The sequence below is a fragment of the Enterocloster citroniae genome, assembly GCF_040545455.1.
Taxonomy (GTDB): domain Bacteria; phylum Bacillota; class Clostridia; order Lachnospirales; family Lachnospiraceae; genus Enterocloster; species Enterocloster citroniae.
The window spans coordinates 20,662-44,897 of sequence record NZ_JBEPLZ010000023.1; the positions used below are offsets into that span (position 1 = coordinate 20,662).

The following is a 24,236-nucleotide window of genomic DNA, read 5'->3' on the forward strand; positions in this document are numbered from 1 at the left end:
AGTTGAGATTATGAGAACATGTCGCAGCCAGACGCTGTTTATCATGGAAGGACCATGGAAAAACTGGTTGAGCCAAGGGCAATGGATACTCCCGGTTTATCCAGCAGAAGATCAATGTTTCATTGCATGCCTCTATAGCGTGTGATACAATCAAACTGCCATACATTGAGGAGAAGGTGTACCGGCCATGTGTGCCGGCCTTGGCCCTTTATACCAGGATCCACGGAGTGATAAACTGGTGGCAGATCTGGCAGCTGGCGAGACACCTGTGAGCACTTACATGAGAGATGGTTTCCTGTTCCTTCAGACCATGATCGATGAAGGATATCTGGATGTGGACCGTACATTTGCCACCTTGCCTAATACGGAGGAGGAGATATCCTATTTTTCAGAAGGAAACTGTGCCTGTATCAGCTCCATCTGTCGGGCAAAGGCATCTTCCCACGATTATCCTTTTAACGTGGAAATGACAGCCCTGCCCGTGCTGCCTGGCGGTGTGGTCTGTGTGGTAGGGGCGGATCAGAGATCGGCCGCCAGGTACCAAATCAGGACTTTTCGCTGCATTTTAATACCTGGAACACGATGAAAGAGCTTAGCGTCAAGCTCTGTGAGGGTGCCGGCGTAGAGGAAGTATACAGGGAATATGATGAACTTCAGTTAAAGGAACTTGCGCTGTATGGGGGAAGGTAAATCATGATGCGCTGTATGGGGGAAAGATAAGGTCTAAAGCCTTTGTGTCGGAATTTTACAGAGTAGTTCCAGGAAATTTCCATTCTAATCCAAGACTGTTTTTTGTAAAATAAAAGAAAATATGGCCGGAGGAGTGTATTAGTATGGAAGGTTTTTTATTGAACAGAAATGTTGTCATCGATAAGGGATCCTGGGACAGCGAGCCGGTAGAACGGGCAGTCAGGCGATTTTACAGGGATTTGGAGATGACCACGGCCAGGGTAACAGAGGAACAGCAAAAGGGGGTTATCCGCCTGATCCGGTCCCGGGAAAGCGGTCAGGCGGGCAGCAAACCGGTGCGGGAGCAGTTTCGCCTGAAGGTGACCGGTCAATGCAAGATGGAGATAGAAGCATCAGGTGACCTTGGCATAATTTATGCACTCTGCCATCTCAGCCGGAGTTATCTTGGGATCGAGCCTTTTTGGTATTGGAACGACCAGGAATTTAAACCAAAAGAGAGCGTAACGGTTCCGGTATCTGTGTATGAATCCTCTCCCAGACCCGTAACATTCAGGGGCTGGTTTATCAATGATGAGGTTCTCATCAGCCACTGGGACGGCGGCCGAAATCTTGACTATCCATGGGAGATGGCTTTTGAAGCCCTGCTGCGGTGCGGCGGAAATATGGTGATCCCGGGCACCGACCTTAATTCCAAGCGATATGCGGAACTGGCATCCGATATGGGTTTGTGGATCACCCAGCACCATGCGGAGCCGTTGGGGGCGGAGATGTTCCTGCGGGCATATCCGGACAAAAATCCTTCATTTAAGGAATATCCCCAGCTGTTCAGGGGACTGTGGGAGGACAGCGTAAAGCTTCTTAGGCACAAAAAGGTCATCTGGAACCTGGGGTTCAGGGGACAGGGAGATACCCCCTTCTGGGAACAGGACCCGCTGTATGATACGCCGCAGAAGCGGGGAGAGCTGATCAGTTCTATTATGATGGAACAGTACGGTCTGGTGAGAACCTATGTGGAGGAACCTGTGTACTGTGTCAACCTGTACGGTGAGATTACGGAGCTGTACCAGCAGGGATACATTCGCCTTCCCGGGGATGTGATCATGATATGGGCGGACAATGGATACGGGAAAATGGTTTCCCGGAGGCAGTGGAACCATAACCCAAGGGTGGCATCACTGCCGGGAACACACCTGAAGGATAAGGAACACGGGGTATATTACCACGTATCGTTTTACGACCTGCAGGCAGCCAATGTTCTCACCATGATACCTAATTCCATGGAGTTTGTAGGAAAAGAGTTATCCCAGGCTTTTGAACATGGCGTGAAGGATTTTTGGGTGATCAACTGTTCCAATATTAAGCCCCATGTCTATCCGCTGGATTATATTTCTTCCCTGTGGAACGGAGAAAGGAAGGGTACGGTGGATCATCTGGAGGAATATATTAGGAAATATTATCGGGGTAGGGAAGGCGCTGCGGCCAACCCAAGCGCCCTTCTGCCGGATCCGGTTATAACCGGTATGAAGCAGTGCTTTCAGGATTATTTTAAAGTCATGGTTCCTTACGGCAAAGAGGAAGACGAGCATGCAGGCGAACAATTCTATAACTACATTACACGTGTATTTATCCATCATTGGATGAAGGGAAGTGCTGCCGGTCCATGTAAAGAACTGGAGTGGTGTGCCCCCATGGATACATTTGCGGCCCAGATACGCTGGTTCGGCCAGGTGTGTAGGAGCAGAAGTGATGCGGTATTTGAACTGTTAGAGCGGTGTGCCAATCTATCTGATGATGGTGGACGTCTGTGGGAGGATTCCCTTCTTCTCCAGGTTAAGCTTCATGCATTCTGTATTCAGGGTGTTCTTCTGTTTGTCAGTGCCTATGAGGCATGGCTGGATCATGAGTATATGATAACATTTTACCGCCTCGGACAGTCAGCGGACTGGTTTCAGAAGGCGGATGAGGCCATGAGAGCCTGCGGCCATGGCAAATGGAAGGGATTTTATGACAATGATTGCCAGACAGATATAAAAGAAACCGCCTATTTGATACGGCTTCTCATGGGTTATGTAAGGAATATGGATGACGGGCCCTACTTTTATCACTGGCAGAGAAAGGTCATCTATTCGGAAAGAGACAGCCGGATCCTTCTGCTTCTCAATGAGGAGAATCACCTGACGGATGATGAGATGTACCAGGCAATGAAGAAGAAACAAGATGGACTTAACTCCTGAATATGGTAAAATAGATAGTAACTCTAAAAAGGAGGCCCATATGCAGATCAAAAAAGGATACTGGCACAACAAGTTCAGGAATCTGAAACTGGCGCAAAAGATGATCGCCATTTACGTTTTGATCATGGGCTTCTGCTGTCTGTTCAGTCTTGTGGCACTGCGGATCGCATTTAATATATATGACGACAACCTGTACCAGAAATCGGTCCAGGAGCTGGATTTCTTTATCCAGGAGGTGAACCAGAATCTGGACCAGGTGGAGGCTCTGTCCTACTATGTGGCCATTGATACAAAGATACAGGAGCTGCTAAGCCATATCAAGAGCGTAAAGCATTTTACCGCGGAATATACTGCGGATATATATAACCTGCGTATGCTGTTAAACAATGAACTGACCAATGCGGGGATGATCTCCAATATTGTATACACGGATGAGGAGAGCACCCAGATCGTGGCCGGGACATCCACCGGATCCCCGGATCCCGGGGGATATGAGGCATTTATGGAAACCATCCATGAAGCCAGAGGAGCCTATGTGGTTCAGCAGCCTACGAAACAGTATCCCTATCTGCTTTCAGGACGGGATATACGCAAGCATATAGACTCCAGCCTGGAGTATCTGGGCACGCTCCTCATCACCAGTGATGTGGCGGGGATGATCGAGAAGAATATAAACCGTTTGGAGGCGGAGAGCTCGGCTCTGTGCGTATACTCGGATGAGGGGCTTATCTATGAAAATCAGGAGCACATGATGGATATGGTTCCCCAAATATTGGGAGATAAGGGGTACCAGATCATCAGAAATAATGGCCAGCGGTACTTTTTGTGCCATCTCAAGTCTGCCAAGACAGGTTGGACCTATGTGAACATGTTTCCATATTCAGAAATATACGGACAGAACCAGACGCTGCGCAATATGATGGTGGCGGGGTTTCTGGCCTTATTTGCCGTTTCCTCCCTGTTCCTTAAAAAGCTGGCCCATATGATCGTCAGGCCGCTGGAACAGCTGACACAGAGTATGCAGATCGTGGAAACTGGTGATTTTAAGCGTGCCAGGGATTACCTGGGCGAAGACGGGCGTGGTGATGAGATCGGTCTGCTGACCCAGGAGTTTAAGGTATCGCTGGACAAGATCGATCATTTGATCTATGAAAATTATGAGAAGCAGCTGCTTTTAAAGGATACAAAGTATAAAATGCTTCAGGCCCAGATCAACCCTCATTTCCTCTATAATACCCTGAACAGCATACATTGGATGGTACGGGCGAGAAGAAATGAGGAGGCCGCAGATATGACCGTAGCCCTTGGGGAGATCCTGCGCGCGGCATTAAGTTCTAAGCAGTTTTTTACCATGGGAGAGGAGATCAATATGCTGAACAAGTATATTGTGATCCAAAAGTACCGCTACCAGAAACGCGTGGATTTTCAGGTGGATGTGAATGTGACTCAGTCTTGCTTGATCCCCCACATGACGCTGCAGCCGCTGGTGGAAAATGCTATTTACCACGCAGTGGAAAAAATGCTGACCCCCTGTACCATAGAGGTCAGCGTCCAGGAAGAAGGGGATCAGATCCGGATCGAGGTAAGGGACAATGGCCCCGGGATGACGCAGGAGGAGCTGGAAGCAGTGCGGTCATTTACCGTTAAGCCCACAGGCCATGGCATCGGGCTTAAAAATATCTATGAGCGCCTGAAAATGGCGTATGACCAAATGGCTGTGTTTAAGGTGGAAAGTGCCAGCGGACAGGGAACAGCTGTAAAAATATTGATTCCCAGGATGGAGGTGGAACAACCGGATGTATAAAGTAATGCTCGTGGATGACGAGGACCTTGAGAGGGAGATCATGGCTCAGACCATTCCGTGGGAAAAGGTGGATATGGAACTGGTGGATATGGCATGGAACGGGATCGAGGCTATGGATAAGATACGGATGCTGGTGCCGGACATTGTGATCACCGACATCAAGATGCCGGTTATGGATGGGATTGAGCTGATCCGCAGGTGCCAGGAATCGTATCCCCATATGATGTTTGTGGTTCTCTCCGGTTATGGGGAGTACGGGTATACCAGCAAAGCCATGGAACTGGGGATCCGGCACTATATCCTGAAGCCCTGTAATGAGGAAACCATTGTGGAGGTGCTTTTAAAGGTTGGGGAAGAGCTTACCAGGAAAAAGGAAAATGAGGTTTCAGCCAAGGAATACCAGGGAGCACTGGAGCGGATGCTGCCCCATGTAAAGGAGCAGATCCTGGGTGAACTCATCACCAGGCGCCAGCTTTCCAGGTCAGATGAATTCCTTCTAAAAAAGTTCCTGGGGGAGCGGAAGGATGAATTTGTTCTTTTTGCGGTAAAAATGGACGCGGATTTCGACCAGCTGGACCGGTTTGCCCTGACCAATATACTGATCGAACTTATGGGCGGGGAACAGGTTATCATGAGTACCGTGGCGGGAAAGCGGATGATCTATCTGCTGCCCGCAGAGTTTGCGGACAGCATGCCCCCTCTGGCCCTTAAGGTGCAAAAGGAGTTTGGAAAATATAGAAAGACAAGGCTGTGCTTTGCCATGAGCGATGTGGGAAGCATTGAGACAGTGTATCAGCTTTATTGTCAGATCGAGGAACTGTATCATTTGGGGGAAGTGGAGGAGAAACAGGAGTTTTTGAACTGGTCCCTGCACCGGGAGGCGAGCCAGGATTCCTCATTTGTGGTGGATTACGGCCGTATCCGGTCTGCAAAAACATATGGGGAGATTTTGTTTGAGATCTATGCATCATATGTAAAGATGGAAATACGCGGACTTTCCCTGGATGAAATACAACGGGCCTATGCTGCAGCCCTGAAGGTGCTGTGGGGGGACGGGGAAATGGCGGAAGGCAGTGAATTGAGCAGGTGCGTGGAAAAGAGGACTGCCGGGGAACTTTGGGAGATTCTGCGGCCTGTCATAGAAACCTGTGCCGGACACCTGCATTTATCCATGGGAGAGGGCAAGGAGGAACAGCGCATGAAACAGATCCTGTACGCCATCTATGAAAACCTTTCTGATCCCGAACTGACGCTTCAGTATCTGGCAAAGGAGATTTTGTTTATGAATGAGGATTATTTTGGCCGTTTCTTTTACAAACATATGCATGAGAAATACTCTGCATTTCTCATGGGCATACGCATTGGCCTGGCCCGGCGGCTCATGGAATATGACCCGGAGATCCGCATATCGGACCTGGCGGTGCGCATCGGCTATCCGGCTGATGGGCAGTATTTTGCAAAGGTGTTTAAAAAGGTGACGGGGATGGTGCCGTCAGAATACAGGAACACGATAGTTGCGTTAAATCGTGCAACTTAGCAGATCTATTGGTGTGGTTTATTGGGATGGTAACGCTCGCTTTTTCTAAAAAGTGGGCGTTACTTTTTTATGATATCCCAAAGCAGATGGTAAGGAATTTGAAGACATGATCCAATGTCGGAATTTTTCAGATATGTAATCTGTTAAATCCATTCATTTTAGGAGATAGTCCGGTTATAATAAAGTCATTCAATGGGAATGACAAACAGTAACAGATCAATGAAAAAGGAGAGGTGTATGTTATGAGAAAGCGTATGACAAGATGGGCGGCTCTGGGAATGGCAGCTGCCATGGTATTGACCACAGCTGGCTGTGGCTCAGGGAGCGGAACATCGGGAAACAATGGAGGAACAACCCAGGGAGAAGCGGCCCAGGCTACAAACACGCAGACGGACGGCGGTGTCAGCACGGGAGAACCGGTTACCTTAAAGATTACCTGGTGGGGTGGCCAGGGAAGGCATGATTATACCCAGAAACTTTTAGATCTCTACACCGAGTCCCATCCCAACGTGAGATTTGAGGCAATGCCCTCAGGCTGGGACGGTTATTTTGACAAGCTGGCCACACAAGCGGCTTCCGGGGCCATGCCTGATATTGTTCAGATGGATTATCTGTACATAAGCACATATTCAAGAAATAACTCCCTGGCTGACCTGCAGCCTTATGTGGATGACGGAACCATCGAAGTATCAGGGATTGATGAGAACCTGTTAAACTCCGGGATGATCGATGGCAAGCTGACAGGAATGGTCCTTTCAAGCTCCTACGCAGTCATGGGATACAATCCGGCCGTGCTGGCAGATGCCGGTATTAAAGAACCGGACAGCAGCTGGACCTGGGATGAGTTTGCCAATGATGTAAAGGTCATTAAGGAAAAGACCGGAAAATACGGTGCGGTTGCCTACGGTGTGGTGGATGACATGAATATGTTTAAATACTGGGTACGCCAGCATGGTTCAGATCTGTTTGCAGATGACAATAAATCCCTGGGATATGCGGATGATAAGCTGTACACGGATTTCCTGGAAATGTGGATGGGGCTCATTGATGAAGGCGCGGTTCCCAATCCGGATGAACATGCCCAGATCCAGGCATTGGGCCAGGAGGCCGGACCAGTGGTTACCGGGGAGGGTGGTTTTATCTATGAGTGGAATAACTACGCCTCCAAGATGAGCGCGGTCAATGATAAGTTAAAAATCGTGACACCGCCCATGCTGGACGGCTCGGATGCAAAGGGACTGTGGCTGAAGCCCGGAATGTTCTTCTCCATTGCGGATACGTCCAAGGTCAAAAAGGAAGCAGCGGAGTTTATTAACTGGTTCATGAACTCGGAGGAGGCCAATGATATTATGATGGCGGAAAGAGGAACTCCTGCATCATCCACCGTGCGTGACTATATGGTCAATTCAGGCAAGCTCAATGACCAGCAGAAGGCCATGTTTGAGGCGGTTGAGTCAGCACAGGCTCTCTGCGGGGAGACGCCTGCTCCGGACCCTGCCGGAACTTCGGAGATCAATGAGGTATTTAAGAATACTGCATACAGTGTATTTTACGGGCAGACCAGTCCTGAGGAGGCTGCGGCCAAGTTCAGAAAGGATGCAGACGCAATCCTGGCAAGGAGCAATTGATCAGGCACTAGTTGAACAGGGTGGATATTGGTTAACAGGACAGGTACCGGCTGAACAGGACAGGTACCATACAGAACAGAGGGAGGGGGCTGCGCATCAAAGCAGTCCCCTCCCATTCAAAGAGGAGAAGTTATGAAGCGCAGAAAGAACAAATCAGTCTATAAAACAGCGGATAACGCGGTGGCCTATCTTCTTATGACGCCGTGGCTCATGGGATTTGTGGGCATGTGGCTGATACCGGCCGCCATATCCATGTATTATTCTTTTACCAATTTTAATCTTTTGAACCAGCCTCAGATAATCGGATTTGCAAACTATATCCGGGTGTTTACACAGGATGACACATTTATACAGGCCCTGAAAGTGACCTTCACCTATGTGCTGGTACTGGTTCCGCTGCGTCTGGCATTTGCCCTGTTCGTAGCCATGCTGTTAAATAAAAAGCATGCAGGCCTGGGGCTTTACAGGACGCTGTACTATGTGCCTTCCATCATCGGAGGCAGCATTGCGGTATCGGTCGTGTGGAAGCAGATCTTTGGAAGCAAGGGGGTTGTCATGACTCTGTTATCCCTGGTAGGGGTCAACCAGACTACCTCTTTCCTGGGAAATCCCAGGACGGCCCTGGGCGCAATTGTGCTGATGGGAGTATGGCAGTTTGGTTCTTCCATGCTCATCTTTCTTTCGGCCCTGAAGCAGATTCCATTTTCACTGTATGAGTCCGCCATGGTGGACGGAGCCAGACCCGGATACACGTTTTTGCACATCACCCTTCCCATGCTGACCCCCACCATTTTCTTTAACCTGATCCTTCAGATCATCAACGGATTCAGGGTATTTACAGAGAGTTATGTGATCACGGACGGAGGTCCTCTTGATAGCACGCTGTCCTATGTGCTTTATCTGTACCGCAGGGCCTTTACCTATTTTGATATGGGATACAGCTGCGCCCTGGCATGGATTCTGGTGGCCATTATCGCGGTATTTACCGTCATTATCTTCAAGACCCAGAAAAATTGGGTTTACTACGAGTCGGAGGAGGAATAAAAAATGGGTATGCATACAAAGAAACGGATCCATTCCATAAGGTTCCATATGGGGGCATGCATTCTGGGATTCCTTATGATCTATCCCCTTTTGTGGCTGCTGGCCAGCTCCTTTAAGAGCAATGATACCATGTTTCTTGACACCTATTCCCTGATTCCTAAGATTTGGGATGGGGCTACAAACTATAAAAGCGGTTTTTCAGGGGTGGGTGGAGTCAGATTTATCACATTTTTCATGAACTCCCTGGTCGTCACCGTGGCCGGTACAGCCGGTTGTGTGATCACATCCCTGTTTGCAGCCTATGCACTTTCCAGGATCAAGTTCAGATTCTCGGGATTCTGGTTCGGATGTGTAATGCTGACCATGATGATTCCCCCCCAGGTTATGGTAGTACCCCAGTATATTATACTGAAAAGGCTGCACCTGATCGACACCAGGACCGCCCTGGTCCTACCCTGGTTTTTTGGCGGCGCGTTTTTTATTTTCCTTATGGTCCAGTTCTTCCGGGGGATTCCCAGGGAATTGGATGAAGCGGCTGAGATCGATGGGTGCGGCAAGCTGGCGATTCTGTTCCGGATCCTGATCCCTATTGTGAAGCCGGCCATTGTCACTTCCTCCATCTTTGCGTTTTACTGGACTTGGCAGGACTTTTTCCAGCCCCTGATCTTTATGAATAGTGTTAGTAAATTCACAATCCCCCTGGCTCTCAACATGTACCTGGACCCTAACTCCTACAACAACTATGGTGGGTTGTTTGCAATGTCGGTGATCTCGCTGCTTCCGGTCATCATTTTTTTCATCATATTTCAGAGGTATCTGGTGGATGGGATCGCCATGGATGGGATCAAGGGGTAAGAAATTTTTGTTTTACCACCTTGGGAGTATGGCTTGATAATTTGAAAAAAAGTGATATATTGGGAGATGAGCCTGGAAAAAACGGGGGGCCTTTCCCCATATCTGTAGGAGGTAATGGTAAATGAAAAAAATAGGTTTTATTGGCGTGGGGATCATGGGAAAATCCATGGTGCGCAATTTGATGAAGGCGGGCTATGAGGTTGCTATTTATACCAGAACAAGATCAAAGGTGGAGGATATCATTAGCGAAGGAGCAGTCTGGTGCAAAAGCGCGGGGGAATGCGCCAAGGGACGACAGGCTGTGATCAGTATTGTGGGGTATCCAAAGGATGTGGAGGACATCTATTTTGGTGAAGGCGGTATCATTGCCAATGCGGATCCCGGCACATTTCTGATCGATATGACAACCACCAGTCCCAGACTGGCTGTGCGGATTTATGAGGAGGCAAAGAAAGCAGGTCTTCACGCCCTGGACGCTCCGGTGACAGGAGGCGACAAGGGGGCAAAGGATGGAACATTGACCATTCTTGCCGGCGGTGACAGGGAAGACTTTGACGTCTGCCTGAACATCCTTCAGGCCATGGGTAAAAATATTGATTATGAAGGCAGGGCAGGAAACGGACAGCACACCAAGATGTGTAACCAGATTGCGGTTGCGGGAGCCCTGGCAGGGGCTTGTGAGGCAATGGTCTATGCCAGGAATGTGGGGCTGGATGTGGACACAATGCTAAAGTCCATTTCCACAGGAGCCGCCGGCAGCGTGCAGATGAACAATGTGGCTTCAAAGGCGCTGCAGGACGACTACCGGCCTGGATTCTTTATCAAGCATTTTATCAAGGATATGAACCTGGCGGATGAAGAGGCCAGGGCAGCGGATACGGAGTTAAAGGTGCTGGAGGACGTCCTTTCCATGTATAAGGAATTGGAGCGGGAAGGCATGGGAGAACTGGGAACGCAGGCTTTGATCAAATATTATAATTGGTAAGCCTGCAGCTGCAAAGGTCAGGTGGGAGACATGGACAAAGGAATTGAATACATTTTGGAGGTGGCTCGCTGCGGCGGCATCACGAAAGCAGCGGAGAACCTGTTCATTACCCCGTCTGCCTTAAGTAAATTTGTCCAGGCCAGGGAGTCTGAGCTTCAGGTGAAGCTGTTCCACCGTGTGGGCAAGCGGTTTGTGCTGACCCAGGCAGGGGAGTATTATGTTCAGAAGATAGGGGAGATCGAGCGGATCCAGCGGGAACTGGACACGCAGATGGGCAGTTTTTCCAGTATGAGCAGGGGGGTGATACGCATCGGGGTCCAGGCCACCTTTACGGAGGTCATGTTCCGCTTTATCCTGCCGGAGCTTAAGGAGGCATTTCCGGGGATCCGAATCCTGATGCACGAGCGCACCGTGGGGGAGCTGGTCCAGATGGTAAAGGGGCGCCAGCTGGACGTGCTGCTGGCCGTGATGGATAAGCAGGAGCATGGCTTCTGCTATGAAACGGTCCACCAGTGTGAGCTGGTGATGGCAGCGGTGGGGACGCATCCGGTGGTACGGAAGGCTGTTTCAAAACCGGGATTTCGATATCCCTGGATCGACCTTTCGTACTGCTGTGATCAACCCAATGTAATGCTGATGCCCGGTTCCCCGTACCGTACCTATGCGGATAATCTGTACGGTTATTACCAGCTGAAGCCGGATATCGCTTATGAGCTGGGATCCTCACGCAGCGGCCTGGCCTGTGTGGCGTACACCCATGCCCTGATGATCACGCTGGACCACATGATATTTAATAATCTGTTCCATGAGGAGATTGTCCCCCTGTCCGTGGGTGAGAAACCCTTATCCAGGAATTTGGTCACCGCACATCCGGAGGAATCCATGCTGACAGAGGAGATCAACGTGTTTTACCGTATCTGCAAAAAGCATATCCGGTAAAATAGTAACCGTTCAGTTTCTTCGTCTGGACGATTACGTAAAATATTGAATTAAAGTTGATAAATGTTGAAAATATTGAGCTGTACATCTGCATTTGACTGCATTATGATAAGTATATCAAAGGACGGCGCGGTCATTGAAGAATGAGTACTCCCGGACATTAAAAGGATCCGGGATACTCTAACCATACGGAGGAAACCATGACACCTTTACAGATTACGCTCATTATCTTGCTATGTACCATCATAGCGTTTTTATCGGGAAAAATCCCATTTTCCATCATTTCAGCGGGAATCATTCTCGCCCTTATTCTTACCGGTGTGATGAAGCCGGCCGAAGCCTTAAGCGGTTTCATCAACACCAATGTGGTCATGTTTGTTGCCATGTTTGTGATCGGCGCTGCACTGACCAAGACCAGTCTGCTGGACAGAGCCCAGAAACTGGTGGTCCGCTACAAAAATAATCCCAAAATGCTGATTTTGATTTCATCCTTAGTGGCCGGTTTCCTGGCCTGCCTGACCAGCGCCACAGCCACGGCCGCCATCATGATTCCCCTTTTGGTGGGGATTGCCAATGAGATCGGCACCAGCCGCAGCAAGATGCTGTTTCCCGCCATGGCTATTGCCAACATAGCTACCGCCATGACATTCCTGGGACAGGGGGCCAGCAATATGACCTGGAGCGATGTTATGATCAAGGCGGGCGCTTCCATCCCGTTTTCAATCTGGGATTTTACCATTGCCAGAATCCCCATTCTGCTGATTTCACTGGCCTACATGGTATTTATCGGCTACCGTCTCATGCCTGACATTGATAATTCCCAGTTTTCAGATAACATTCAGAAAAAGGACACGGCCAGCCATCTGACACCTTCCAAGGAAAAGGTGGCTGTCATCCTTATCCTGGGCACCATTGCCTGTATGCTGTTGGAATCCGTGACCGGAATTAAGATGTACCTTACCGCCTCCATTGGGGCATGCCTCCTGGTCCTGTGCGGCGTGCTGTCGGAGCGCGAGGCCCTGGGTTCCATTCATCAGCCCACCGTGTTCCTGTTTGCCGGTGTGCTGGCTCTCTCGGACGCCATCAAGATAACAGGGGCCGGGGATGTGGTGGCGGACTGGATGATCTCCCTGCTGGGCAATACCACCAACCCCTATGTCATCATGGCAGTGTTCTTCATTATCCCATTCATTCTGACCCAGGTGATGTCCAATCTGGCAACCGTGACTATTTTCATTCCATTGGTAGCAGCTGCCTGTGTAAAGATTGGAGTGGACCCAAGGGCGGCTGTAATGGGCGTGCTCATTGCCAGTTGTACCTCTATTCTGACCCCCATGGCGGCTCCCTGCCAGATCATGATCATGGGGCCGGGCGGGTATTCACTAAAGGATTATCTAAAATGCGGAACACCTTTGGCGGTTATGATCACTATTGTCTGCATTTTTACACTGCCTATCATGTTTCCGTTTTATTAATGAAGAATGAGGTGACCATATTATGAAGATTACTGGTTTGGAGATCATTCCGGCAAGCAAATATTTATTTATCAGGATCAGCACGGATGAGGGGATCCACGGTACGGGCGAGGCCGGGGCCTGGGGCTTTTTAGACGGAGTGGAGGGAGTGCTGAGACGTTTTGAGAGCTATCTTCTGGGCAAAAACCCATTTCAGATTGAGCACCACTGGAATTATCTGTACCGCAGCATGTATTTCAGGGGATCGGTGATCATGAGCGCCCTGTCCGCCATTGATATTGCACTCTGGGATATAAAAGGTAAGGCGCTGGGCGTGCCGGTTTACGAACTGCTGGGAGGAAAATGCCGGGATAAAGTGAGAAGCTACGAGGCGGTTTTCTGCTATACGCCGGAGGAAATGGCTGAATTTTGCGTGAATTTAAAACAGAAGGGATATGATGCGGCCCGTCTGATGATCACAGGTGATATCACCAGGACCCAGGCGGACCGGTCATCCGGTATTTATAACAGCAAGGTGGAAGGTTACATAGAGCGGGTGAGGGCCTGCCGGGAAGCGGTGGGGAGAGATTTTGACCTGATCCTGGAATGCCACCGCAGTATGGATCCCTGTGAGGCCATTGCATTTGCAAAAGGGGTGGAGGCTTACAGACCCCTGTTTTTGGAAGATCCGATCCCCCCGGACAGCCCGGAGGCTATGGCGGATGTTGCCAAGGGCACAAGTATTCCGGTGGCAACAGGAGAGCGCTTTATCAATATACAGGAGTTTGAAACAATTCTACAGAAGCGGGCGGCCAGATACCTCAGGCCGGATGTCTGCGCCCTGGGTGGTCTGACTCCCTCCAAAAAGGTGGCGGCCATGGCGGAGGCGAACTATGCCAAAATCGTGCCTCACAATCCATTGGGTCCGGTTTCCACCGCAGCCTGCCTGCAGCTGGACGCGGCCATCCCCAATTTTGCCATCCAGGAGTTCCCATCCTTTTATCACCAGGGAAACGAGGCGGAGATGACCACCGAACCGTTCCGGGAGGAAGATGGATACATTGTGATCCCGGATGCACCGGGAATCGGAATTGAGCTGGCAAAAGACCTTACGGAGAAGTTCCCGCCCAGACAGAGAAGCATTTCCGCCCAGACTGCCTATGACGGCGGGGTATATGACGTATAGTGGAACAGGTTGCCAAAATCCTCATACTATAATAGTAAACAACGTATTAGTTAAGGATAGCTATGAACAACGACCCCAGAGGAACCATCGTCCGGCAGGGAAATGCCCTGCGTATTGATAATGCATTTGTGGAGGACAGCTCCTGTACCAACAATTCAAACGGAACCATATTGATCTCTTATTCCATGCCGGAAGCCGGACAAATGGTTTCCATCCAGACCCTACAGCTGAACATAAACAGAAATACAGTTATTATAAATTCTTTTGGACAGAGTGTGGGCCTGTGCCGGATTCAGCCGGGAATGTGGATCAATGCCATTTTTTCTTCCCGCATGACAAGAAGTATCCCGCCTCAATCCAATGCGTTTATGATTGTTGTGCGAAGCAGGGGTCAGGAGACTTCGGTGACAACAGACCGGATTGTGGATGTGGATGCATGCAATGGCTTTATTTACACTGGAAACCGCGGTGATATAAACAGCCAGATCAGGTTCAGTGTTCCAAGCACCACGCCGATCACAGACCGGGCAGGGAGACCTATCAATATCCATTCCCTCCGGCCCGGCCAGATGGCCAGGATCACCCATGCCAATTTTATGACGGCAAGTATTCCACCGCAGACGACCGCGTACAGGATTCAACTGATTTAAAAGAGTATAAATATTTATTCCCGGTAAGGATTCTTCCTGGCCGGGAATGTTTTTATATACATAATTGAGCTTTTAAGAAAGATAATATCAATATGAAAAATTATAATAGGTGCAAAAAACATTGTAAGGAACATGAGACATTGACTTACGAAACACCGGCCAGCGAAACACCGGTCAACGAAACGCCGGCCAGCGAAACATGCATAAACGAATTATCAATCGGAACCCATCTTTCAGTTGCCAAGGGGTACGCCGCTTTGGCAAAGGACGCGGTCCAAATCGGCGCAAATACATTCCAGATGTTCATCCGCAATCCCCGGGGAGCCAGGGCAAAGGAGTTAAAACCGGGAGAGATCGAGACATTCCTGGATAGTTTGCAAATGCATGGATTTGGACCGTTTATAGCCCATGCTCCGTATACGCTGAATCTCTGTTCGTCAAGCCGGCATTTGAGAGAGCTTTCCGCCCGGATGATGGGGGAGGACCTGCAGCGGATGGAACTGATGCCGGGAAATCTGTACAACCTTCATCCGGGCAGCCGGCTGGACCAGCCCCTGGACAGCGCCATTGAACAGATCGCCCAGGGGCTGAACCATGTGATGTTCCCGGACATGAAGACCACGGTGCTGTTGGAAACCATGTCCGGGAAAGGCAGCGAGGTGGGAAAACGGTTTGAAGAACTGAAGGAGATTCTGGACCGGGTGGCCCAAAAAGATCACATCGGAGTCTGCATGGATGCCTGCCACATGTGGGATTCGGGATATGACATTGTGGACCGGCTGGATGAGACGCTGGAACAGTTTGACCGTCTCATCGGATTAAACCGTCTGAAAGCATTTCACATCAATGACAGCATGAATGTCAGGGAAAGCCACAAGGACCGGCATACACTGATAGGGGAGGGGCACATCGGGGAGGACACGATCATCAGGATCATCAACCACCCGCGTCTGTGTCATCTGCCCTTTATATTAGAGACGCCCACGGACTTGGCCGGACATGCACAGGAAATAAAAAAGCTGAGGAAACAATATGTATGGGGATCTGTCAGTGATAAAATTTCAGAGCAAAATGGGATAATTAAGACATACCTGGGCACAGATTTTTAATGTTAGTGAGATTTGGCTCATTACGTGCTACTATGTAAAAAGAAATACGGATACGGAAGTTGATAAGATCCGGGAATATTTTTATAAAAAGGAGAAGGTAATGAGCGAACATAATATTAACCTGCACCAGACTGTTAAATGTGTAAGACTGTATTTTAATACGCTTGATTATCGGACCTCCCATTTTCACCGGGATATCGAAGTTATGTGGGCATTGGAGGACGACCTGGAAGTACAGGTGGGCAATGACCGATGTACGGTGCGGGAGGGGGAGATGGTCCTGATGAATTCGGAACAGCCCCATGAGATCAAGGCCACGGGGAAAAGCTGTACCCTGCTTGGGATCCAGATCTCGCCGGATCTGGTGGCCGAGGACGTGCCGGAGTTTGAACATATCCATTTTGACCAGTATTTTGTGAACAGTCTGCCGCAAGAAATCTATAAGGATATAGAGCAGACCCTGCTTGATGTGACATGGCAGTACCTGACACAGCCTGCCTTTTATGAATTCTTTTGCAGAAGCCAGATCCGGCTGTTTCTCTATACGCTGTTATCCTACCTTCCTTACCGCGTGCTTACAGAGGAGCAAAGCCAGATCCAAAAGAATCAGAATGCAAGGCTGAAGCGTCTGATCCAATTTGTCAATATGAATTACCAGAATAATATACGGTTGTCCGACTTTGCAGAAAGGGAGGGACGGTCACTGAGCCATATCTCACATTTTGTCCAGAGCGCCATGCATCAGAGTTTCCGCGAATATGTGGACCTGGTCCGGTACAGCGCCGCATGTAAGATGATGGCCACGGGCCGGTACAAAATGCTGGATATCTGCATGGAATGCGGCTTTTCTGATTACCGGTATTTTTCAAAAGCATTTGTCAGCCGTACCGGAGTCACACCGGAAGTATATGGGAAAAAATTACTGGAAAGGGTGGGGAACGAAACAATGTTTAAACACAGCATCCATTCCAGTGAACGGTTTTATACACCGGAGCAAAGCATGGAACTGGTAAAGAAATATAGGGAAAAGTATAGGTAACAGCAAAAAAGTCTAATGAAAGCAACAATAACATCAAGGATATAATGGGGAGGAATGATATAATTAGTATAATTCAATCTACAGGAACTGTTTCCGGAAACCAGTTGTGTAGGAAGGCATCAACAAACCATAGATTCAGATTGGAGAGGTAAGCGTATGAAACGAAATTTAATTGGGGCGGCTCTTGCAGCGGTAATGACGGCATCGGCAATCAGCGGCTGCGCACCGGCAAAGGTTGATAACAAAGAAAATACAGCAGACAGCAAAGGGGTCTTAGCGGACAGCAAAAAGGAGTCGGGAAGCGGTACGGGGAAAGCCGCGGACGGAAAAGAGACATTTGTGTTCTGGACCGGGTTATCCGGACAGGCCGGAGAGGTGATCCAGCAGGTGATCGATGATTATAACAATTCCCAGGATAAAGTCTTTGTGGACCTTCAGTATCAGGGCTCATACCAGGAATCATTGAATAAGTTAAAGACATCCATGCGCACACAGGACGGACCGGATCTGGTCCAGATCTATGAGGCAGGAACAAGGACCATGATCGACAGCGGCTTTATCATTCCCATGCAGCAGATCATTGACGATTACAATATTGATATATCCGGACTGGAAGAAAACATGCTTAACTATTACACGGTTGACGACCAGCTTTATTCCATGCCCTTAAATACCTCCGTGCCGGTCTGTTATTATAACAAGACCGTCCTCTCGGAGATCGGTTATGAGAACGGTCCTCAAAGCTGGGATGACATTGCCGACATTTCCCGGAAGGTGATGGATCAGGGCCTGTCCAAATCAGGGATCGCACTTTGCTCAAACCTGATCTGGTGCTTTGAACAGCCCATGGTACAGCAAAAATATCCAATGGTAGATAATGGCAACGGGCGCACGGGAAGAGCAACAAAAACAACATTTGCTGACGGCACGCTGGCGGTGGAGATCGCCTCCAAGTTCCAGGAACTTGTGGCAAAGGGGTATGTTGCTGATGTTGGTTTTACCATTGAGGCCAACCGGGCGGCCTTCTGGTCAGGAGACGCGGTGATCATGTGTGACTCTTCAGGCTCCATCCGTTCATCCTTAGAAACCATCGGCGGCGCCTATGAACTTGGCGTATGTAAGTTCCCGGGACTGACGGCGGATGCCCCCAACGGCGGTGTCACCCTTGGCGGCGGCTCTGTTTATATCTGTGATAACGGAAAGGGTGACGGCAGGAATGAAGGGATCGCGGATTTTGTCAAGTATCTGATCTCCCCAAAAGCACAGGGATACATATTTGCAAACACAGGATATTTCCCGGTTACAGGGGAGGCATTAAACCAGGATGCCGTAAAGGAAACACTGAAAACATATCCGCAGTACCAGGCCGTGATCGATACGGTGAATGAGTCTCCCAACATGGGATATGGTCCGTTATATGCCAGTCTGGTGGATGCAAGGGAGATTTATTCCAGCTATCTGGAACGGATGATGCTTGGAGAGATAACACCGGAAGAATGTATCAGCAAGTCGGCTGAAGAGATCGATATATTGATTGAGGAATACAATGATATTAACTTCTAGTACAAGAATGCGGGCCGGGTCAGGCCTATGTCCTGAGGCAGGCCTGATCTGGGAAGAAGGAGTTTGCTTATGAGTAGTATGAAGAAAAAAGCTGACATAAAGGTGACGAAAAAGCTGGAACCCTATCTGTATCTGCTGCCGGTATTTGCCCTGTTTGGGGTATTTACATTCTATCCCCTGATCCGCACCGTGGTAATGAGCCTTTCTTCCGTTAATTCCATGGGAGAAATCGTCAAATTCGCGGGATTGAAAAATTTCCATACCCTGTTCCGGGCAGAGCAGTTTTGGAAAAGCTTTCGGACCACCTTTGTGTTTGCAGCCTGTCTGGTTCCACTGGAATTATTGATCGGGGTAACCTTAGGGCTTCTCGCGGATAACCGGAAAAAGAAAACCAGCCCCATCCGCACCATCTTTGCCCTGCCCATGTCGATCTCCTATGCCTGCGGGGCCATGATCTGGCTTATGATGTTTAACCCCACTGCCGGCCTTATTAATTCCGTGATCGGAAAGCCGATCAGCTGGTCCGGTGACCGGATATATGCAATGCTTATGATCATTATCACAACCTGCTGGCTGACGGCCGGTATGAATTTTATCTATGTACTGTCAGGGCTCCAGTCAGTGCCGGATGAGCTTTACGAATGTTCCAGGCTGGAAGGAGCGGGCTATCTGCAGACGGTGCGGCATATTACGCTGCCCTGCATCTCCCCCACGCTGTTTTTCCTTCTGGTGATCAATACAGTCAATGCCTTTCAGATCTTTACCCAGGTCAAGCTGATGACAAAGGGCGGTCCAGGGGGAAGCACATCTGTGATGGCGTATTCGATCTATGAATCCGCTTTTGTGAGCAATCGCTGGGGATATGCCAGTGCACAGTCGATCGTATTCTTTGTGATACTGCTGATCATTTCCATCATTCAGTTTAAGGCAGAAAAGAAGGGGGTGTTCTATCAATGAGACCGAGTACCCGCATAGGGAGAACCTGTTTTTTGGCGGTGCAGATACTGGTAATATTGGTTATTCTATGTCCTATCCTGTATGCGCTGGATATAAGCTTTTTACCGCTGTCTCAGATATTTGGCAAGCCGCTGAAGCTGATTCCCCATGAACCGGACCTTTCTTATTACGTTACGGCATTTCAGAGAGCGCCCCTGTTTCGCTATCTGGTCAATACGGTAATCATTGCGGTATGCATTACGGTTGGACAGGTCTTTCTGGCATGTATCACGGCATTTGCATTTGCCTACTTTGATTTTAAAGGGAAAAATGTACTGTTTATGGCCATTTTGGCAACCATGATGATACCGGGGGAGTCCATTGTCCTGTCCAATTACCTTACAATGGGGGAGCTGGGCCTGTTGGACACCTATGTTGCAATGATCCTGCCATCCCTGGCATCTGCCACCACCATCTTTTTTATGCGCCAGGCGTTTTTGCAGACACCCAGAGAGCTGTATGAGGTGGCTTCCATGGAAGGGTGCAGCAGCCTTCGTTTTCTTCTGGCGATCCAGATCCCGCTGTCCAAAGGCGCCATGGGGGCTGTTGGGATCTACACGTTCATTAATGCATGGAACGCTTATATGTGGCCTTTGCTGGTGACAAATACGGATAAAATGCGCACGGTCCAGATCGGCATCGGTATGCTGCTGGATGCGGAATCCGCGGATTACAATGTGATGATGGCAGGCGTGATCATCGTTATGCTGCCAACCCTTTTGCTGTTTACATTTGGACAGAAATATATACTTTCAGGCGCTTTGTCAGGAGCCATGAAAGGCTGAGCATGATATTAAGAGCTACAAGGAGGAAAATACAGTGGAGTTCACATTTTTAGGCACAGGAGCTGCAGAGCAGTACCCGGGGTTATGGTGTACGTGTGAGTATTGTACAAAAGCAAGAAAAATGGGCGGGCGCAATATCCGTCATACCAGTTCGGGCCATTTTGCAGGAGATTGCCTGATTGATTTTCCACCGGAGACATTTACCCAGGGAGAGCGCTATGGAGTTGATCTGCTGGCGTCCAGGCTGCTGTTGGTAACACACTCCCATGAGGATCATTTCTATCCCCAATTATTATACTGGCGCTACCGTCCCAAGGAAGCGGCAGACATGTCGGAGGAGGAAAAGTTTAAACGGGGATATAGCAGGCAGCAGGAACTGCCCACACTGTATATCTACGGAAACCAGTGTACATACCATACGTTGGCGGATCATTTTAACGGACAGGATCTGGAAGATTTCGCAATTAAGTTCATTGTCCCGGAGCTGTATCAGGAATATGAATGCAACGGGGTCAGGTTTGTGCCCATGGAAGCTTCCCACATAGACCGCGGCAGTTCAAAGGGTCTGATCTATATCGTTGAAGCCCAGGGAAAGACGTTTTTGTACGCCAGTGATTCAGGGCCGTATACGGAGAGGACCAGGAAATGCATTGCCGCCCATAAATTTGACGCAGTCATTATGGAACAGACCTTTGGCAATGCGGATAAGGGAAATTATCATATGGATTGGGACCACGCCATGGAGGCCATGGAGTTTTTTAAGGACGCAGGGATATGGAAGAATAAAGAGCGGATTTACTGGACGCATATGAGTCCACATAAGACCCCGCCCCACTCAGAACTGGAGAAACTGCTGGAGGGGACACCCATCACTCCGGCCTATGATGGTCTGAAAATTGAGATATAACTGGAGAACAGCATGATTGCAAATTATCACACACACACCTGGCGCTGTATGCACGCATCAGGCACAGAACGGGAATACGTAGAAAAGGCGATTGAGGGCGGGCTTAAGATTCTTGGATTTTCAGATCATACACCCATGCCATATTCCGGCGGATATGTCAGCAATGTGAAAATGAGGCCGGATCAGCTGGAGGATTATGTGGATACGATACTGAAACTGAAAGATGAATACAAGGACGATATTGAGATCCATATCGGGCTGGAAGTGGAGTATTATCCAAAGTATTTTAAAGCCCTGCTTAAGATGACAGGGCAGTACCCCATTGAATATTTTCTGCTGGCCCAGCACTATCTTGGAAATGAAGTGAATGACTTTTATTGCGGAGCGCCCACGGACTCCCAGGAACGTTTGGCAAGATACTGCGGTCAGTCAAAGGAAGCATTGGAAACAGGATGTTTTACATATTTTGCCCATCCGGACCTGATTAATTTTACCGGGGACCGGGCAGTATATGGCCGCTGGATGCGCCAGTTATGCCACTGTGCCAATGACCTGGACATACCGCTGGAGATCAATTTCCTGGGTATTGGAGATAAGAGGAATTATCCGAATCCGGAATTTTGGAGCATTGCAGGCGAGGTGGGAAACAAAGTGATCTTTGGATCCGATGCCCATCTGCCGGACCGGGTTTGGAATCCCCAGGCCCTCTCATTTGCAGAAGAACTGGTAAACAAATATCATCTAAAGCTGGTGGACCGGGCGTGTCTGCGCGCGCCTAAAGAACCTCAAACTTGTGACTGATTCAGGCGGCAGTTTTGTCTTTCGGAAAATATAACCTGGGACTTGGGGAAAATGCTGTTTTTCCCCAAACTCCAGGCTCTTTTCCATCTTATTCCTCAGATGGTCCAGAAAGAGTTTTACTGCCAGGCAGAAGCTGCACAGCCGGATCAGCAGGAAGGATCCATACCGGAAAAAGAGGAAATCCATATGAAAATAAATGTAGAGGTAGATGGGAACACCATTGTATATGAGCTAAACGACAGCCGGGCGGCCAGGGTTGCATGACCGCAAAGGTCTATTTCCCCGCCTGGTGTGAACCACCGCAGATCATACATATGGCTGTTTCTTACAACAAAAGCTGTTTCGGAAAAATTGTTTTCCAATGTGATATCCATCATTGTTTTTTCAGGAAGCCATCTGTCCAAAACACAGATAGCTGCCTGGTTCCCCCTAAATACCCTGTCGTTGTGGGGTTGGAGGAACTTACCGGAGAACCGTTTATCCTGTTGGAAGAAGGTTATGCCATTATGACAATGGTTGAGGCTGTGCTTGGGATCAGTATCCTGGCCGAACTTGTGCTCCGGCGTACCAATTACAATATCGTATACATTCCTATTGACCCGCCTGTTTACCGTACCATTGGGGTTGCGTACAAGGACAAAAACAGTCTGCCTATTGCCGTCAAATACTTTATTGAGTATTTGACGGCAAATAGAGAGCGGCTTCCATGAGAAAATTAATCAAACCAGGAAATCGCGGTTGAACTGCTGAAAATGATGGGGATCACGGATCATTGCCATGACTGCCAATGCGTTTGTCAATGACCGGCTGAAGACGGCGGAAGCGGTAATAAATGAGCATATGCCAATTGCCGCGGCTTATTACATAGCCGCGGCAGTTTAAATATCATATATGATTACGATACATATTCTTAGGAGGCCTGTTCGGCTTCCTTTTTTGATTTATTGGAGATCACCCTGCACATAACGGCGCATATAAGGGTGGTGATCAAAAAGGTGAGGGCAAGGAGGGAGACAGCTTCCGGTATATAGGCTGCATATGCCTCATTTCCAGCTGCCATGAGGGACGGGTCCACACAGGCAACACCTGTTGTGGCACATAGACCGGCTCCAAACCAGCCGGGCCGTTTAAGGATGACCTTGTCCGCCAGCAGATACATGAATAGCAGATTGATGAGCAGCACAATGATCGAGAGGACAATGCCCCGAAGCCCGGCATGGAACGCTGTTTTTAAATTGATGGCAGCTCCGAATACAAAGCCCATCAGCATAAGACAGATGGTGGAAGCGGGCTTTATAAATTTAATAAAGTCAGGATCCAGATTCCCCAGCAGCATACCAAGGAAAAACGGTATCAATACGTTGACAGCGGACATCCAGTTGACATCTGCTCCGCTGGAAAGATTGAATACAAGGATGGACCATACGGACATACAGAACAGCTGTGGAAGAAGCATCATGCCAATATCCTCGGGCTCTCCGTACTGCTGGGCCAGTGTCATGAATAGCCCGGGATTCATATAGCAGATAGCGGGGATGAATGCAAAGGCAGATATACCCCAGAAGCCATCCACTCCAAACAAGTGCAGGAACAGGGTGCCTGCCCCAAAGATAATAAAAAGTTTGAATATTGCATAGGTAGCACCGTATTTTAGAATGTAGCCCAGCTTTTTAGCTGAAACAGTGGCTCCACTGGAAAAAAGCATTAGGCCGATGACACAGTATGTACCAGACTTGAACAGACCTTCGCTTGGGCCTCCAAGGGTTTTCCAAAAATCAGGGAAGAGCGTGTTGAATACAGCAGAAATAAGCAAAGGAACAATTAGAAGCCCACTGGGGATTTTCTGCATGGTTTTCATGATACTGATTTTCATAACTATCTCCTTTCATTCTCCAAGAAATCTTAAATAAATCATTCATAACATGAACTTTATGCATACCGCATAGTGGGACAGCTATACTGTATAACGGGATTGTAGCAAAAAAGTTTGAGAAATGCAAGAGGAAAATATACAAATGTCATAATTCGTG

22 protein-coding genes and 1 pseudogene are annotated in these 24,236 nt (G+C 48.9%); 21 read left to right on the forward strand and 2 right to left on the reverse strand.

Annotated elements, in window-relative coordinates; translation table 11 throughout:
- Nucleotides 1-238: 238 nt before the first annotated feature.
- The 20 genes from ABID13_RS22400 to ABID13_RS22495 all read left to right on the forward strand — a co-directional run bounded on the left by ABID13_RS22400 (nt 239) and on the right by ABID13_RS22495 (nt 22,470).
- Nucleotides 239-586, forward strand: a complete 348-nt coding sequence (locus ABID13_RS22400; protein WP_156200035.1) for a hypothetical protein — start codon at nt 239-241, stop codon at nt 584-586.
- Nucleotides 587-833: 247 nt separating this feature from the next.
- Complete coding sequence (locus ABID13_RS22405) at nt 834-2,924, forward strand: glycosyl hydrolase 115 family protein (RefSeq protein ID WP_048929482.1); 2,091 nt, start codon at nt 834-836, stop codon at nt 2,922-2,924.
- A gap of 40 nt (nt 2,925-2,964) precedes the next feature.
- Nucleotides 2,965-4,728: a sensor histidine kinase gene (locus tag ABID13_RS22410; RefSeq protein WP_053095344.1), complete on the forward strand. Its 1,764-nt coding sequence runs from the start codon at nt 2,965-2,967 to the stop codon at nt 4,726-4,728.
- Nucleotides 4,721-6,265 carry a response regulator transcription factor gene (locus ABID13_RS22415; protein WP_048929481.1) on the forward strand — a complete coding sequence of 515 codons (1,545 nt, stop codon included), beginning with the start codon at nt 4,721-4,723 and terminating at the stop codon, nt 6,263-6,265. Before ABID13_RS22410 ends, ABID13_RS22415 begins: the two co-directional genes overlap by 8 nt.
- Nucleotides 6,266-6,507: 242 nt before the next feature.
- The gene (locus tag ABID13_RS22420; RefSeq protein WP_048929480.1) at nt 6,508-7,893 is read left to right on the forward strand and encodes an ABC transporter substrate-binding protein; all 1,386 of its coding nucleotides are present in this window, start codon (nt 6,508-6,510) and stop codon (nt 7,891-7,893) included.
- Nucleotides 7,894-8,025: 132 nt separating this feature from the next.
- The gene (locus tag ABID13_RS22425; protein WP_048929479.1) at nt 8,026-8,937 is read left to right on the forward strand and encodes a carbohydrate ABC transporter permease; all 912 of its coding nucleotides are present in this window, start codon (nt 8,026-8,028) and stop codon (nt 8,935-8,937) included.
- Nucleotides 8,938-8,940: 3 nt separating this feature from the next.
- Nucleotides 8,941-9,792 (forward strand): carbohydrate ABC transporter permease, encoded by an 852-nt coding sequence (locus ABID13_RS22430; protein WP_048929478.1) that lies wholly within the window; start codon nt 8,941-8,943, stop codon nt 9,790-9,792.
- A gap of 121 nt (nt 9,793-9,913) precedes the next feature.
- Complete coding sequence (locus ABID13_RS22435) at nt 9,914-10,777, forward strand: NAD(P)-dependent oxidoreductase (protein WP_048929477.1); 864 nt, start codon at nt 9,914-9,916, stop codon at nt 10,775-10,777.
- A gap of 30 nt (nt 10,778-10,807) precedes the next feature.
- Complete coding sequence (locus tag ABID13_RS22440; protein ID WP_048929476.1) at nt 10,808-11,716, forward strand: LysR family transcriptional regulator; 909 nt, start codon at nt 10,808-10,810, stop codon at nt 11,714-11,716.
- 200 nt (nt 11,717-11,916) lie between these two features.
- Complete coding sequence (locus tag ABID13_RS22445) at nt 11,917-13,191, forward strand: SLC13 family permease (RefSeq protein WP_007862999.1); 1,275 nt, start codon at nt 11,917-11,919, stop codon at nt 13,189-13,191.
- Between the two features lie 22 nt (nt 13,192-13,213).
- Complete coding sequence (locus ABID13_RS22450; RefSeq protein ID WP_045092035.1) at nt 13,214-14,356, forward strand: mandelate racemase/muconate lactonizing enzyme family protein; 1,143 nt, start codon at nt 13,214-13,216, stop codon at nt 14,354-14,356.
- Between the two features lie 62 nt (nt 14,357-14,418).
- The gene (locus ABID13_RS22455) at nt 14,419-15,006 is read left to right on the forward strand and encodes a hypothetical protein (protein ID WP_045092036.1); all 588 of its coding nucleotides are present in this window, start codon (nt 14,419-14,421) and stop codon (nt 15,004-15,006) included.
- 92 nt (nt 15,007-15,098) lie between these two features.
- Complete coding sequence (locus tag ABID13_RS22460) at nt 15,099-16,115, forward strand: deoxyribonuclease IV (RefSeq protein WP_082173817.1); 1,017 nt, start codon at nt 15,099-15,101, stop codon at nt 16,113-16,115.
- A gap of 100 nt (nt 16,116-16,215) precedes the next feature.
- Nucleotides 16,216-17,154, forward strand: a complete 939-nt coding sequence (locus ABID13_RS22465) for an AraC family transcriptional regulator (protein WP_007862995.1) — start codon at nt 16,216-16,218, stop codon at nt 17,152-17,154.
- 156 nt (nt 17,155-17,310) lie between these two features.
- Nucleotides 17,311-18,717, forward strand: a complete 1,407-nt coding sequence (locus ABID13_RS22470) for an ABC transporter substrate-binding protein (RefSeq protein ID WP_007862993.1) — start codon at nt 17,311-17,313, stop codon at nt 18,715-18,717.
- Nucleotides 18,718-18,786: 69 nt separating this feature from the next.
- A complete protein-coding gene (locus ABID13_RS22475) occupies nt 18,787-19,674 on the forward strand; it encodes a carbohydrate ABC transporter permease (protein ID WP_082173816.1) in 888 nt (295 codons plus the stop codon).
- Entirely contained in the window at nt 19,671-20,498 is an 828-nt protein-coding gene (locus ABID13_RS22480; protein ID WP_007862988.1) for a carbohydrate ABC transporter permease, read from the forward strand. Before ABID13_RS22475 ends, ABID13_RS22480 begins: the two co-directional genes overlap by 4 nt.
- Nucleotides 20,499-20,532: 34 nt before the next feature.
- Entirely contained in the window at nt 20,533-21,405 is an 873-nt protein-coding gene (locus ABID13_RS22485; protein ID WP_007862987.1) for an MBL fold metallo-hydrolase, read from the forward strand.
- A 12-nt stretch (nt 21,406-21,417) separates the two neighbouring features.
- Nucleotides 21,418-22,206, forward strand: a complete 789-nt coding sequence (locus ABID13_RS22490) for a histidinol-phosphatase (RefSeq protein ID WP_007862984.1) — start codon at nt 21,418-21,420, stop codon at nt 22,204-22,206.
- 51 nt (nt 22,207-22,257) lie between these two features.
- Nucleotides 22,258-22,470, forward strand: coding sequence for a hypothetical protein (locus ABID13_RS22495; protein ID WP_048929474.1), 213 nt, complete (start codon nt 22,258-22,260; stop codon nt 22,468-22,470).
- On the opposite strand, the pseudogene ABID13_RS22500 reads toward ABID13_RS22495, so the two are convergent.
- Nucleotides 22,470-22,610, reverse strand: a pseudogene (locus tag ABID13_RS22500) (PhzF family phenazine biosynthesis protein); the annotation flags it as partial. The gene ABID13_RS22495 and the pseudogene ABID13_RS22500 sit on opposite strands and share 1 nt — an antisense overlap.
- 102 nt (nt 22,611-22,712) lie before the next feature.
- On the opposite strand from ABID13_RS22500, the gene ABID13_RS22505 reads away from it, so the two are divergent.
- A complete protein-coding gene (locus ABID13_RS22505; protein WP_082173840.1) occupies nt 22,713-22,916 on the forward strand; it encodes a LysR substrate-binding domain-containing protein in 204 nt (67 codons plus the stop codon).
- A gap of 200 nt (nt 22,917-23,116) precedes the next feature.
- Here ABID13_RS22505 and ABID13_RS22510 read toward each other — a convergent pair whose 3' ends face one another.
- The gene (locus tag ABID13_RS22510; protein WP_048929472.1) at nt 23,117-24,079 is read right to left on the reverse strand and encodes a 2-keto-3-deoxygluconate permease; all 963 of its coding nucleotides are present in this window, start codon (nt 24,077-24,079) and stop codon (nt 23,117-23,119) included.
- Between the last annotated feature and the right edge of the window lie 157 nt (nt 24,080-24,236).